At 48.9% G+C, this 14,496-nt stretch carries 8 protein-coding genes and 2 pseudogenes; 8 read left to right on the forward strand and 2 right to left on the reverse strand.

Annotated elements, in window-relative coordinates:
• Nucleotides 1-16: 16 nt before the first annotated feature.
• Nucleotides 17-508, reverse strand: a complete 492-nt coding sequence (locus JAB1_RS24575) for a helix-turn-helix transcriptional regulator (RefSeq protein ID WP_070282133.1) — start codon at nucleotides 506-508, stop codon at nucleotides 17-19.
• Nucleotides 509-1,348: 840 nt separating this feature from the next.
• Between JAB1_RS24575 and JAB1_RS24585 the strand changes: the two genes are divergently transcribed.
• From JAB1_RS24585 to JAB1_RS24605, 6 genes and pseudogenes are all read left to right on the forward strand, one after another.
• Nucleotides 1,349-3,514, forward strand: a complete 2,166-nt coding sequence (locus JAB1_RS24585; protein WP_070282135.1) for a phage infection protein — start codon at nucleotides 1,349-1,351, stop codon at nucleotides 3,512-3,514.
• A gap of 5 nt (nucleotides 3,515-3,519) precedes the next feature.
• Nucleotides 3,520-5,802 carry a restriction endonuclease gene (locus JAB1_RS24590; protein WP_070282136.1) on the forward strand — a complete coding sequence of 761 codons (2,283 nt, stop codon included), beginning with the start codon at nucleotides 3,520-3,522 and terminating at the stop codon, nucleotides 5,800-5,802.
• Nucleotides 5,803-6,604: 802 nt separating this feature from the next.
• Nucleotides 6,605-7,804 carry a restriction endonuclease gene (locus JAB1_RS28995; protein WP_071653410.1) on the forward strand — a complete coding sequence of 400 codons (1,200 nt, stop codon included), beginning with the start codon at nucleotides 6,605-6,607 and terminating at the stop codon, nucleotides 7,802-7,804.
• A 305-nt stretch (nucleotides 7,805-8,109) separates the two neighbouring features.
• Entirely contained in the window at nucleotides 8,110-9,024 is a 915-nt protein-coding gene (locus tag JAB1_RS29735; protein WP_139144666.1) for a HEPN domain-containing protein, read from the forward strand.
• Nucleotides 9,025-9,126: 102 nt separating this feature from the next.
• Nucleotides 9,127-9,330, forward strand: a pseudogene (locus JAB1_RS29740) (IS5/IS1182 family transposase); the annotation flags it as partial.
• 368 nt (nucleotides 9,331-9,698) lie between these two features.
• Nucleotides 9,699-11,075, forward strand: a complete 1,377-nt coding sequence (locus JAB1_RS24605; RefSeq protein ID WP_139144668.1) for a hypothetical protein — start codon at nucleotides 9,699-9,701, stop codon at nucleotides 11,073-11,075.
• Nucleotides 11,076-11,200: 125 nt separating this feature from the next.
• Here the strand turns inward: JAB1_RS24605 and JAB1_RS29000 are convergent.
• Nucleotides 11,201-11,425: pseudogene (locus JAB1_RS29000) on the reverse strand (IS110 family transposase); the annotation flags it as partial.
• A gap of 709 nt (nucleotides 11,426-12,134) precedes the next feature.
• Between JAB1_RS29000 and JAB1_RS29320 the strand changes: the two are divergent.
• Both JAB1_RS29320 and JAB1_RS29745 read left to right on the forward strand, forming a co-directional pair.
• Nucleotides 12,135-13,604, forward strand: a complete 1,470-nt coding sequence (locus JAB1_RS29320; protein ID WP_083299950.1) for an AAA family ATPase — start codon at nucleotides 12,135-12,137, stop codon at nucleotides 13,602-13,604.
• Entirely contained in the window at nucleotides 13,601-14,494 is an 894-nt protein-coding gene (locus JAB1_RS29745; protein WP_139144669.1) for an HNH endonuclease, read from the forward strand. Before JAB1_RS29320 ends, JAB1_RS29745 begins: the two co-directional genes overlap by 4 nt.
• The last annotated feature ends 2 nt before the right edge of the window (nucleotides 14,495-14,496 follow it).

Genomic DNA, 14,496 nt, shown 5'->3' on the forward strand with positions numbered 1-14,496 from the left:
TCTGTAGTAGCGGCAGTTACAACCAAAGATCGTCACGTACGCTGCCTAACTGACGGGCCAATTGGGCGACGCACGCCCAAATGCGCGCGGGTGAGACGGCTTCCAAATGTGCGGTTTCCTCGACCGCCATCACCACTACCGGTAGGGGTGTTTCGTCTAAGAAGTGCAATAAATGGGATGCATGGTTATCCGGTACTTGGCCGGTAGCCAAAGCGTGCTGCAGCTGTTCACTATTGAGTTCGCCCCTGTAACTAACGCTAGAGTTTTTTGCCGCCATCCACAAACCGTTTTTTTGCTCCCTAGCATTGATCGATGGCGGGGTGAAACTGAGTCCAAGTACTCCAAGCAGTTTAACCAGGCGCCCGAAACTCAAATCGCCAATGGCTCCAGTTTCCAACTTCTGCACTGTCTGACGCGACAGACCTGCTAACTTAGCCAGGCGTTGCTGCGTCATCCCCAGTGCTAGGCGACGAGTGCGGACTACCTGGCCAACTTCGAAAATATTCATAAGCTGGCGCTCCGTGGATGTATAAAATATTTTATATCCATTTGTACTGCCTATCCTCTTTAGACTTACTGATTTAGCACGCAGGCTGTCTCTACCGAGGCAACTGTGCTGCTGTGGGTAAGCGTCGGCTCACCGCCGTCTACCCTTGGGCACCGCGCGATGCCATGATTGAGTTTGGGGTACAAATTGATTGTGTCCACAAATTCATTTATGGACACAATAATTCAACCAGTTGCAGCCAGGACGAAACGTGGATCATATCGCCGTCACAGCGATGAATTCAAGCGTGCCTCTGTGGCACGTACGCAGATCAATGGCGCCTCCGTTTCGCTGATCGCCCGTGAGCTCAAGATCAACACGAATCAGTTGTTCAGTTGGCGCACCGGGGCCAGCATCGCGGAATCGACGTTATACGAGCTGATCATTGCAGACCATATCTGTACAACCGTGTTCAGGCACTCGTCTTCATTGACCGAAGTGATGATGTGCTCGCCGCATACTATGAGGAAGTCACAGGACTCCTTGTTTTTATCGGATTCGGGGTAGGGAGGGAGGATGTCCAAAGTCTGAGGAATGCTCATTCGCACAACTAGATTACAAATTCTTTGCAGCGTGTTTGGCCTGTTGCCATATTGGGTTGGGTAAATTTTGGTTACTATGGTGATGCCTGACACTTTTCGCCCATCACGATCCTTGGCCAAGATTGTAGTGTCCTTGCCTATAAGTATAGCGTTTTTCGTAATTTCCCTGTAAATATGGTTGCTTTGCGATGTTTCATAATAGTATGCAAACAATGCCAAGGTACATTTTTCGATGGATATTTCGCTAGGAAATCACGATATGGATCAATTAAACGTAGACCTCGAGAATTGTTACGGAATCAAGAGGCTGACGCATCAATTCGATTTTTCTGTCTACAGGTCCTACGCGATTTACGCGCCGAACGGAGCGATGAAGTCATCTTTTGCGAATACGTTCCAGGATGTCGTGAATGATGTCGCTTCACAAGATCGAGTATTCCCATCGCGAGTCCCAAAGCGTGTGATAGCTGATGGGAACGGTATCCCCTGCCCAAAGGAAAGCGTTTTCGTGGTCATGCCATACAACGAGCAGTTCGCTCATTCGGAGAAAACATCAACGCTCCTGGTAAATGCGACACTGCGAAAGGCATACGAACAACTGTATGCCGACGTGGATAGGACCACAGCCGAACTGCTGAAGGCGTTAAAGTCGCAAGCCGGGTCCAAGCGCGACATGGGGAAAGAAATCTCCCAGTGCATCTTGCAGCGAGACGACGCCTTCCATTCTGCGCTGCTAAGCGTTGCGGATGAGGTCTACGCCGAACAGGACGTTGCTTTCAAGGATGTTCCGTACGACGTCGTCTTTAATGACCATGTATTGAAATTCCTTGGGACGGAAGATACCAGGACCGCGATTGACCTCTACATAAAAAAATACAATGAACTGCTGGCTAACTCGCCCTACTTCAAGAAAGGTGGATTCGACTACTACAACGCAAGTACGGTGGCGAAGAGCCTGAATTCGAACGGATTCTTTGGGGCCAAACATTCCATTAGCCTGAACTCAGGCGAGAAACGCGAGATCGGCAGCGCGAAAGAGCTTGAGGATTTGGTCGCCGCCGAAAAGGAGAAGATTTCGGAGGACAAGGAGCTGCGGAAGAAATTCGAGGAGATCACGAAGCTCATCACGAAGAACGAAGCGGTCCGCGAATTTGACGGCTATTTGGCGGCCCACGAGGAATTACTTATGGAATTGGCGGACGTGGGCGCCTTCAAGAAAAAGGTGCTGATCTCCTATCTGCGTGCGAGAGTGGATTCGTTCAACGGGTTGACCGAAGCCCTCAAAGCCGCCGAAAAAGGAGTCTTGGAAATTGAGGCTCAGGCGGTCGGCGAGCGAACCCAGTGGGAGACGGTGATCGATATTTTCAATCGACGGTTCACCGTGCCGTTCAAGGTTGAAGCAAAGAACAGAACGTCAATCGTCCTTGGGAAGGATTCTCTCCTGACCCTCAGCTTCACCTTTAAGGATGGGGAGGAGAGCGCCACGGTCGACAAACCGTCGCTCATGAAAGTGCTTAGTACCGGGGAGAGGAAGGCGCTTTATATCCTGAACATTATTTTCGAGACCGAAGCCAGGAGGATCGCCGGGCAGCAAACCCTGCTGATAGTTGATGACATCGCCGATTCGTTCGATTACAAGAACAAGTACGCGATCATTCAGTATCTGAAAGACCTTTCCGAAGAAGCGTGTTTCCAGATGCTCATCCTGACCCACAATTTCGACTTTTTCCGGACGGTAGAAAGCAGGTTCGTGCATCGCAGCTGTTGCCTGATGGTTTCGAAGAGTCAAGCGGGAATAACGCTGGAGCAAGCCGTCGGGATAAGGAACATCTTCATCAAGGATTGGAAACCCAATTTCTTTGGTGATCCAAAAAGGCGAATCGCCTGCATACCATTTCTCCGCAACCTTATCGAATACACGCGCGGGGGAAATGACGCCGGATTCCTAGAGCTTACGTCCCTGTTGCACTGGAAGGCCGACACACTGGGTATCACCCATGACCGGCTTGATGCTATCTACAACGCGCTGTTTAACAAGAACGGCACTTCCAACGAAGGCGCAAAGCCCGTCGTCGATTCTATTCATGAGCAAGCCCAGGCTTGTCTTGCCGCCGCCGCTGGAATCAACTTCGAGAACAAGATCGTCTTGTCAATCGCGATCCGGCTAGCAGTCGAAAAGTTCATAGTCGAAAAGATCAACGATGCGGCCTTCGTGGTTGCGATCAGAGGCAATCAGACTCCCGAGCTGCTGAAGAAATTCCAAGAGCTGTTCCCAAGCGAGGACACAGCGCTGGAAACCATCGGGCAGGTCATCTTGATGACTCCCGAGAACATCCACCTCAACTCCTTCATGTACGAGCCAATAATGGACATGTCGGACGAACACCTGAGGCAGCTGTATTCTGACGTACTTAACCTGAAATAGTATAGATGCCACCACTCACATTCGATTTGCATAAGCTTGGCTGGAAAGCCTTCGAGGACCTTGTCGGTTGTGTGCTAAAGGCAACGATGGGCCAAACGTACCAGTCGTTCTCAGACGGTGCCGACGGAGGCCGAGACGGCGCGTTCTATGGTTCTTGGAAACCCCAAACCGGTGGCGAGTTATACTCCGGCAGTTTCTCTGTTCAATGCAAGCACACAGGGAAGGCCACTGCATCCTTGCCTAAGTCAGTGGTCGATGCCGAACTTCCCAAAATCCAGAGGCTCGCGGAGGCTGGCCTTGCGGACGTATATCTTTTCTTTACTAACTACCCAATAGCATCGGGAGCTGCTGAGAAGTTACAGGAAAGATTCGAATCTGCCGGGGCGAAGAAAGCCCTTGTTTTCGGGGCCGAGTGGGTCAACAAGGAAATAGTCGAGAATCCGAGCTTGCGCCGCTTGGTCCCGCGAATCTACGGTTTGGGCGACCTTACCCAAATCATCACGCATCAAGCCTATCGGCAAGCCAGATCGGTTCTGGATTCCAATGTACCCGATTTGGCGTGCTTCGTTCCGACAGAGGCTTACAGGAAGTGTGCGCACGCGCTAAAGGCGCATGGATTTGTAATGCTCATCGGCGAGCCCGCGAGCGGCAAGACCATGATCGCCAACTTGATGGCCCTCTCGGCAGCGGATGAGTGGGATCTGCAAACCCTGATCCTCAGTTGTCCGGAAGACCTCGATAGCAAGTGGAATCCGGACGAGCCCAAGCAGTTCTTTTGGGTGGACGACGCATTCGGCTCCAACCATTACGATTTCCGAAGGGTTCAGGAATGGAACCAAAGGTTGCCCAAACTCAAGGCTGCTATCCATGGAGGTGCCCGAATAGTCTTCACTTCACGGAGCTATATTTTTCGAGCGGCCCAGAACCAACTAAACATTCACAAGTTTGAACTCTTCAAGGACAACCGCGTGACTATCGAAGTTGAGAAGCTCTCCGAGTCAGAGCGGTCAATGATGCTGTACAACCATCTCAAGCTCGGTAAGCAGTCAAAAGACTTCAGACGCAGAGTAAAGCAGTTCCTCCCAATGGCGGCAGCTACGCCGAAATTCCTTCCAGAAATTGCCAGAAGATTTTCGAATCCGCAGCTTACTTCAAGGCTTTCTCTAACCCAGTCGGGAGTCGAGGATTTTTTCACCAATCCGCGCCCGGTGATGGAAGACATCGTGAAGGGCCTAGCCAACGCGGAACGGGCTGCCCTGGCCGTGGTATTTGCAAACGGCGGTAACTTGCCCATCCCGCTTTCCAGGTTAGATCCTTCTGTAATCGACACCGTCGCGGCGATGCAGTCAAACATCGGCGACGTCAAAGCCGCGCTATCGTCGCTGGATGATTCCCTGCTGCGAAAGGCCTCGGGGTCAGACGGACAGGCATGGCAATTTCGCCACCCGACGATCCGCGACGCGTTCGCGTCGGTCGTAGCAAGCAATCCGGAGCTGATCGATATCTATTTGTCGGGGGTAAGCAAAGAAATGCTGGTAGAGGAGATTAGCTGCGGAGATATGAATATTGAGGGGGTGAAGCTGGTGGTGCCACGAGCCATGTTTGGGCGGGTTCTCAGGCTAATAGCACCGGATGGAGAAGAAAAGGCTCTGACGCGGCCGCTAGTCGCCTTTCTCGCTGCAAGATGCTCGGTAGAGTTCATACAACAATTCTTTAGGGAAGAAGAGGTGGCGGCACTTTTGGTTGGGCTCATTCAGATCGCAAACCCTTACGACAGTGCTTTGATTATTCTTTCTCGCCTGAATAAGGCCAAGTCCCTGTCAAACGAAGTAAGGCTCGCCGCTGTGAGGCGGGTTGTGTTACTTTCCGAAGCCAATTTTTCAAATTGTTTTGTCGATGGAAACTTAATTGGAGAGCTACTTACGCTAGAAGAAAACGCAAAGCTCCTTGAGAAACAAAAGGATGAAATTTACTCGAACGTAGACGAAATATTGGATGACATCGAATTAAACTGGGATACCGACGATGACGTTGATGATGCGTTCTACGACATACTTAGGCTTGTGGAACGAATTTACGAAGAAAATGAATCTATCTACGGCGAGGATGGCTACGATGATTCCGTAGTTACGACAACAGAGAAATTCAAGTTTGCCATTGAGGGTAAGATCGAATCAATGAAGAAGAGGCAGTCTGACGCAACAAGCTACGAAGAATTGGAAACCGAGGAAACGGCTACAACTGATGCTGTGCCGAGGCGAAGCATCTTCGATGACATCGACGAATAGCGTGCAAGATAACATACCCTCGTGTCGGCCAGCTTACGCGTGATCCGCCATTTGCGTCCCAAACTGGCGCATTCCTTCTGCGACGCCAACGTGCAAGGCACAGACGGCGTTGGCCGAAGACCCGTTCAGCGGTTACGTGTTCTTGTTCCGGGGCCGGTGCGGCGACATGGCTAAGGTGCGGTAGTGGAGCGCCGATGGCCTGTGCCTGTTGGCAAAGCGGCTCGAGCGTAGTCCCTTCGTCTGGCCTCAACGACAGTGGCAGTGTGGCTTTGACGCAGGCGCACCTGTCGATGTTGCTCGAACTCCAGTTGTTCGGCCACTTCCTCGCCCAGTGGGCGCAGGCCGTAAGTCGCGCATTCTCCGGTAGATTTCCTGGCGAACGCGAATTGCCCAGATTTCGCTTACGCGCAGCGGCGCTTTTTGCCCGACTAATTTTCCCTTGTTCCATGGTGTAGGTTGACCAAAAAATTGTGCTTGATATTTCATGATAGATCTCCTGAATAGAACTCTACTATGCGTATAAAGAGCATCGGCGGCGTGAGGAAGGTGATGTGGAAATTTACTGGATTTTCATTTGTACAACATGGTATCGTAGCTTATGGGCCGGATACGGCCAAAACCAGGCGGCCACGCCATGTTTCATGACGTACTTAAATAAAAAAACCGGCCTTTGCCGTGGAAATTTTCCTACTTGGTCTTGCTGTACATATTAACATTGTCGGCGATTTTTGTTTGAATCAAAAGATAGCCATTCGCAGAAATTTCGCTCATATGCCATTGATAACCTGCAATCTACTCATATATGAACTTAATCGTAAAACAATGGTCTGACAATGATCTCGAACTTGAAATTAAAAATATCCAATCGGAGGTTCAGCGATGGGCAAAGAAAAGAGATTTATGGCGAGACTGTGCTTTTACCTCTTGTTTAAACCATCATGATAGCGAGCCAGAAGAGCCTTACTACATTACACTTCTGGTAATTGACGGGAGTGATTTTTATAATGTTCTTAACGGCGGGGATTCCGGAAGGTATGAAATTGAGTTCAGAAAGTTGCTGAATCGCCTTGGATATCATTATGAAAATCTTGACGGGGTAACAATCGGAATCTATGCCGAGGGCGATGAACTATGCGAAGCTTTTGGCCGATACTTTCATTGGAAATGGGTATGTAGTCTCATCAATGAAGACACAGCGGACGTTTATGAAGAGCTTTACGGCCATTTTGCTAATCGTCCAGATGATTTGCATCGACTTGAATGGAGGGAATTTGAAGTTCTTCTGTTCCGCATCTTTCAAAACCAAGGATTCGAAGCAATCCTTGGGCCCGGACGAGCGGATGGAGGTATCGATATTCGGTTGTGGCAAAAGGCCCCACTCGGCGATATCTTGACATTTGTTCAAGCCAAGAAGTATGCCTTGAAAAATAAGATTGGCTTGACAGATGTGGCCGCTCTTTATGGCATCAGCGAAGTCGAGGAAGCAGATAAATCACTTTTTGTCACGACATCTAGCTATCTACCGGGAGCGAGGAATTTTTCCATACGTACAAGAGGTAAATTGAAGCTTGCTGAACGTGCGGATGTCATTAATTGGTGTGCCAAGGCAAATGCCGGCGTAATTGCCGATAAGTCTTCGCTAGTTTCGTCACACGCGGTTAGCCGAATCGTTAAGGATGTTGCCAAAAAGCGGGATGCGCGCTTGGTGCATGCGAGTACTGGAGTTACCATGGTACTTAACGCTTTTGCTCTAGTGATTAAAGAAAGCAAGCATGCGGCGCTGCTGATGATGTTAGGAAAAAAAATAGTCAATCACGATGGCTACCAACAAGAAGGAACAGAAGTACCAGTGTTAGACCATACCTCAATTGGGCTTCTTAAAGCGGAGAGTGTTCATCGCGCAAAACGTATAATAAGGAATGGGCGCGTTAGTTATTGGGATGGGAAAAATCTTTACACCCCTTGGAATGGAGAGCCCGAGCACTTTAGTTGGCTTGACTGAAATTTTAAACCGATGTCCGTAATGGGGCGGAACCTGGCAATGACGGTAACCGGCAAAAACCGGACTGTGACGAATTGCCGATTGCGTGTTACATCGAGTCGGTTTTGCCGGATGCGCAGCAGTTTAACTTTATTTCCTAGGACATGATCCGCTCACGTAAATTTAATGTGCGAGCATGAGCACGTGTGTGCAAATTCGGTCCGTTCTCGGCAGGCATTGCTTCTGTCACAGATAGTTCCCATCGTGCCAAAGCACTTACGCTTGGCACATAAATTATACAATATCCAACATTTGTCGAGAATCCTGTGATTGACAACTCTTATCATTTTCCAATTCTCTTTTTGAATCCATGTTTTGAAGAGGGCGAATTAAATCTTGGCTATTTCTCTTTATCGAAACGAAAGTGGAAAACTACTCCATTCGATCTCGCAACGCTTGCTACAAAGCATAAGGTTCATCTTCCTTACCAAGCAATGGACATTTTCTTAGCTCACTGCAATCTCGAAGTTCGAGTGTCCAACGTCGAGAAAATTGCGGAGGCCGTAGAAAAATTTCGCGCATTACAAGTAGCTTTATATAGAAACGGTATGTCTCCTTTTCTTTCACCATTCATCACCAACCATTCGATCAATGAATATTCTGGGATCAACAGTCGTGATAGCGGTGTGTGGTTGGATAAATTTCCTGAGGAGATGCGAACGGGCATTAAATCTGGCGAACACACTGTGGAAGTCTGGGCGCACGAACTATCGTTTGATTGTAAGACGATCAATGATAAGCGCGATATCTCCGCAAAGTCGTTTTATGATGCGGCCAAGTTTGCCAACCAATGGTTGAACGTGACCGCCAAGAATTCCGCGTTGTTAGCGCTAGAAATGGCTATGATTGACGCCCCGAAGCTTTCGTCAGTCTCCCAATCGATCCTGCATATTTGGACGGCACTTGAGTCCATCTTTCCGCGCTTCACTACGGAAGTTTCGTTCCGTGTTGCGTTATACATGGCGCAGTTGAATGCCAGAACCTGTGACCGTCGCGATTATCACAGGCGGGTTAAAAAGGCTTACGACCTTCGTAGCAAGATTGCTCATGGGGCGAGATTCGATCCAGGATTGCAGGACTGGCTTGATGCGTGGAGTCTACTAACAGACTGTATCGGCGCGATTACTGAGCGAGGGGGGATGCCAAGTGAAGATGACTTGTTAGCAGAGCTTCTGGAGTAAGATAAACAGTGTGGTCGATATGGGGCGTAATCGGCTGGCGACAACCGCAATCGGTCCAGGCCGTGTATGAACGTAGAACTGTGTAAACGAAATCGGCACGGTAGCCGCTACCTAGTAGAACTCGACACTGCAGAAAGGCACGAACCCGCAACGGCGCAAGCGCGCAGTGCCAGGCTCAACGACAAGATTGCAGCGTTGAAGTCGCAGATGGCCACGCTCAAGGAAATCGAAGCGAAGCTCGATGCGAGCGGAGAAACGCAGATATCGCTCACTGATCCTGATGCTCGCTCGATGAAGATACGCGGCGCAGGTAGCCGACGTGGAAACTGTCACGACAATGCTGTCGCTGAAACGCATAGCGCCGCTGATGTGTGGTAAGGCTGGGGACCGTGGCGCCGGGGTGTGAATAACCGCCTGTTTGTCGACGCAGTTACATCGCCTTGGAAACGTTAGAAACTGAATTGATCAGCGTTTCCCTAAGAATCCTCCGACTGTAACGCAAACCGGAGCTGCGGGCCCCACACCCAGCCGGCCAGTGCCCCGCACCAATGTCGCCGACATGCTGACATTATTGACTCAGCCATTGAAGTTCTTCTGGTGTGATTTTTGGAGAGTTAGTTTTCTCTGAGAAACGATATAGTTCCACCCAGATCGATCAACGGGTGATTACACACATGAGAAAATTTGAAGTGGAACGATGGCAGCTCCCGATTGGGCAAGGTGGCTTTAACTGGTCGCGGATTAATACCGGCGCCGATGAATTCAACATGATTTATGACTGTGGCGGCGCCACTGAACATCATCGCGATAAACTTATCGCAGACTATGTTCTCGCAACGGTCAACTTCGATTGGCTTGTCATCTCCCACTTGGACGATGACCACATTAATGGCGTTTCCCAGCTTGAGGATCAGGGAATTAAGTTTGCTAATGTCTTCTTGCCCCATGTCAATTTGCCAGTGACGATGTTCCTCATGCTGGTGAAGTTGGTTGCATCCGCGTCGACCACGCTGACCAGTGACGAACTGAACTCTGTTCTGGTTGCAGGCAAGCTGTACGCTGGCGCATACGGGCGCGTTCGTATCGTAACCCGTCGCCCGACTGATGCTGCGGATCTCGGCGCAGAACTGCCACCCCTGTCCCCCGATGACCTGCCGCCAGTTTCTGACTTGTTAGAAGAGGGTGTGAGGTTGACTGGCGAGGCGCCAAGGATGGGCTGGTCGCATGATCGCGATGTGCAGTTGCAGGATATCGACTGGAAGTTCCGTTTCTTTTCACCGGAATGGGCGATCCCAGTACAGATCAATAATATATGGAACTTGCCCGAATTGCAGCCCCTGCGTGACGCAATCCGTAACCTGGCATTACTGGGGATGAACGGCGGCTCTACTTTCAAGGATGGTATTGTCCTCGCTCTGAAGACTCCGGTCCTCGCAGTGGACGCTCGGCGCATACTTACCGATTACGACATTTCCGTTGCCAGCATCAGGAAGGACGTCAGCATTAACTTCCTGTTGAAAAAACTCTACGCAAAAATCGAAGATTTCCAGGGTTACAATAGCGCGTCTTTATGCCTGTATGCAGGCCCAGCGGCGGATGTATCGGTCAGGCGGCAGTGGTTTGTACGACGCCATAATCTGCCAGCTTTGGCAATGTGCGACCAGCAGCAGCGAAATGTCGGCTGGATGGGCACCGGCGATATGCACTTGCATACTGCGGCGGCTCTAGAAGAGTTCGTCGACCATTACCGCCGGGAGTTGCCACTGGTAACGACACTGATGTTGCCGCATCATGGGTCTCGACATAACTATGATACCAGGCGCATGCAACTACGCGGTCTGCTGAATACGTTGCCCGAGTTCCCGCGCCCGTTACTGATTGCGGCCTCCAATCCTGGGCACAAAAAATTCGCTCATCCGCATACCGAAGTCAAGTCTGCTTGCAAGCGTTACGGCGAGGTTCACAACGTTAATCTCGAACGGAAATCGATGCTTTACGAGTCGATTGTCACGTCCAGCGGATGGTGTTGCCCGTTTTGTCATTGTGATTGAACAGGGGCCTCGGCTTACGCCTCGCTTCTGATATTGCCGCCGGTTGTGGCCATCAGCACCACGCGCGTGGTGTCAGCGGAAAAACGAAACGCGATGGCGTCAGGGGGGTGTCCCTATGTCCTTTGTCAAGCAGTTGTGAGAGGCGCGGGGCAATAAGGTGTCCCATCTCGCATCATGGCGTACATCACGTCGCAGCGCCGCCTGGCGAGAGCGATCAGCGCTTGGTTGTGGCGTTTGCCTTGGTTGATTTTTCGAGCATAGTAAACCCGCGATATTGGATCCCGTAGCGCCGCAAAGGCCGACAGGAATAGCGCTCGCTTGAGCACTTTATTTCCTCGTCGTGATGGATGAGCGCCGCAGGATCGTCCCTTGACCACGAACGCTGGGCCCTGGAAGTCGCTATCCAAGACCCATTCGGGCTACCCGGGATGTGGTGGACTCGGGAAGATGAGGATCGCACCATATCGAACGCTTTTAAACACTTCACATTGAACTCGGATGACCACCCGTTGCTATGTAGGTTCCATCAGGCGAACGAAGAGAAGCGAGGCGTGGCGATCTTGAGACCAGAGAACTACGATGACTGGCTAAGCTCAACAAATCCAGAGTTTGGCAGGGCGTTGATTAAACTGTGTGTCCCGGAAGAGTTGAATGCCTATCCGGCACCAAAGGTTCCTCCGGCGGAAAATGCTGAGTCTGATGAAAGAGGGGGGGCGGCCCAGCAAAGTTTGTTTTAAAGCGCGACGCACCCTGCGGAAAGGACACCAGGTCAGGGCCCTCGAGTCTTTGCCAGGGAGCATGTTCGGCTGATGGAGAAGCCACTGGATATTGTTAGCGTTCGATAAGAAGTGGGAATTAGTGAGTTTTGCATGCGGTCAAGTTTGTTATATTGACAGCAACAACCGTCACTTTTTTTAAAGCACTTGTTCACCTGATGACCAAAAATACCGGCTGAGGGGTAATCGCTGCAGGCAATATACGGAACGCCATCATTCTTTTCGCCCACTAATTGGACAACAGGAGTGAGAATCTCCAAAAATAATATAATTCACTATTCATATGAAAAATAAACTTATTTTCTACATTGGCTCTAACCATTTAGAGCAACCACACTACCCTCACTTTTACCTTGGTCGAGCCAAGTGGGATGACTATGGGCTGCTCACATCCTTTACTTTATATTATCACAAAAATAAAAATCTATCCCGTCAGTTAATTGGCACTGTTAAGATAGCGTCGGCGGGCCAGTTAGCTGGGCGTACAGAGCTACCATCCGAATTTCCGAAGCTTGAGCCAGATTATTTTTCGCTTGGCCAATCGAATTCCTACTACGACAATTTGGGTGAATTGGGAGACTCATTAAAAAAGCAAGTGCTCCTAGCGTTGAACGACGTGACTATATCAGATAAGGCAATGAACGTTGCAGAAGGGGAGCGTTCTTACTCTTTTTCTCTGACGCGTTTCCTAGGGCCACTTTCACTTGCAAATCTAAAAAACTTGGCGAACGACACATCTCTTCATCTAACATTTGAAAGTCATCTGAACTCGGCACAACTAGCGACCGAGTGTCAGTTTAGTTTTAGTAGCAAATCAAGAATTCCTGCGAATATCAATGCAATTATTGGTGTGAACGGAGCAGGGAAAACTCAGCTATTAGCAAACTTCGTGAGCGGACTTCTCGGTCTAGGGGAGAACCAAATCGAGGTGTCGGGCCGAGACCGAGTAAAAAAAGTAGTGGTAGTTTCCTATAGTATTTTTGATCGATTTTTCCTTCCTGGGCAGATTAGCGTACCTGCAAATAGAAGTCGAAAGGAGCACATTACTGAGGAATTAAGATACGCTTATATCGGCCTCAGGGAGAAAGTTTCTGATTCCAACGATCTAACTAAAATTGCAGGCCCAGTAGCTTTTGCACGTAGATTTACAAATTCTCTGCAGCAACTAAAAAAAGAAAATCGATATGAGCGATGGGCGGAAATTATGGCCCCTATCCTCCGTGAATCCGATTTTTTAAATAGCAATGATCTAACCGATAATTCTTCGCGCACAAAATTCCGCAGGCTAGGTGCAGGACATAAGGCGACTCTGTCAATGCTGACCAGTCTTTATTCAGAGCTAATAGACGGCTCCTTAGTAGTAATAGATGAGCCTGAAAATCATCTTCACCCCACTCTTCTTTCAGCATTCCTTCATGTGCTACGAGCGATGCTAGTAGATAAAAATTCGTTTGCAGTTATCTCCACTCACTCGCCGGTTGTTATACAGGAAGTCCCTGCAAAATGCGTGAAGGTAGTTTCGAAGATTGACGGACAAACCAGCGTGACACCTCTACGAATCGAATCTTACGGAACGAGCGTGGACACATTAACGAATGAGATATTCGGCCTATCCTTCGAGATGCCTAGTTATGTTCACATTTTGAACGACCTTGCTACGCGATCAGTAAAAATAAAAGAAGTTGAGAAAGAACTTGGTATGCCTTTGAGTTCAGAGGCACGGAGCTTTTACTTGAGCATGATACCAGAATGAAAAATCTACCTATAAGAACCATCGCCGATGATCTTACTTTTTTTAAATCGGCAATAAACAAAGCCACAGGAGAAAAAAGGAAATTTCTAGTTTCTCAACAGATTATAGTTGAGATTGCTTTAAATAATTACATTTTCAATATTAACGGCAATTCTGCAGCGCCTTTAGGTTTAAAAAAAGGGCAAAAGGCGGCGAAGGCAATCAAAGCAGTTAAGGATGCATCAGGTGCTGTTTTAGTAAAGGCGACGCCAAGAAAATTAGCCAAAAAAGATGAGCATGAATATTATTATGATCTATATGACAGTAGATCAGCGATAGTTGCTGAAGAGAAAAAGAAACTGAACGAGGATTTCTCTGGACATATTTGCCCATATTGCGGGGTTGACACTGTAGGGAGTATCGATCACTATCTACCAAGGTCTGAATTTCCCGAGTTTTCCATATCATTACAAAATTTAGTGATGGCGTGCAGCTTTTGCAACTCAATCTATAAAAAAACACACTGGGGAAACGGAGCGGCGCAGCGAGTCATAAATCCATTCCTAAACAAATTGCCGGTGGCGAAGTTTCTTGTCGCTACGTGCGTTTACAAGCACAAAGCAATTACGGCAGATTTCTCAATTATTCCGGGACTTCCGCTTTCCGACCTGCTTGAACGACACTTTGTTTTAATGAATCTAAATCATCGATATAAGACAAAAGCCGCGCTTATTGAATTGAAAGAAATAAAAATTAAACTTGAGTCCAAGAATACACCTATGCAAAAAACCAAAGCGCTTACATCTTTTATAGACGATAAGATTCTCGTAAATCCAGAAAATTCGTGGAGACATGCATACTACGTCAGCGTCAAGCCTCTTATTCCTCAAATAGTGATAGGCGGACTTTAGCC

Source organism: Janthinobacterium sp. MP5059B (genome assembly GCF_001758645.1).
Taxonomy (GTDB): domain Bacteria; phylum Pseudomonadota; class Gammaproteobacteria; order Burkholderiales; family Burkholderiaceae_D; genus Janthinobacterium; species Janthinobacterium lividum.

Bases quoted from the DNA above. Each gene is read 5' to 3' on its own strand.
- JAB1_RS24575 (WP_070282133.1), bottom strand. From the start codon at position 508: ATGAATATTTTCGAAGTTGGCCAGGTAGTCCGCACTCGTCGCCTAGCA.
- JAB1_RS24585 (WP_070282135.1), top strand. From the start codon at position 1,349: ATGGATCAATTAAACGTAGACCTCGAGAATTGTTACGGAATCAAGAGG.
- JAB1_RS24590 (WP_070282136.1), top strand. From the start codon at position 3,520: ATGCCACCACTCACATTCGATTTGCATAAGCTTGGCTGGAAAGCCTTC.
- JAB1_RS28995 (WP_071653410.1), top strand. From the start codon at position 6,605: ATGAACTTAATCGTAAAACAATGGTCTGACAATGATCTCGAACTTGAA.
- JAB1_RS24605 (WP_139144668.1), top strand. From the start codon at position 9,699: ATGAGAAAATTTGAAGTGGAACGATGGCAGCTCCCGATTGGGCAAGGT.
- JAB1_RS29320 (WP_083299950.1), top strand. From the start codon at position 12,135: ATGAAAAATAAACTTATTTTCTACATTGGCTCTAACCATTTAGAGCAA.
- JAB1_RS29745 (WP_139144669.1), top strand. From the start codon at position 13,601: ATGAAAAATCTACCTATAAGAACCATCGCCGATGATCTTACTTTTTTT.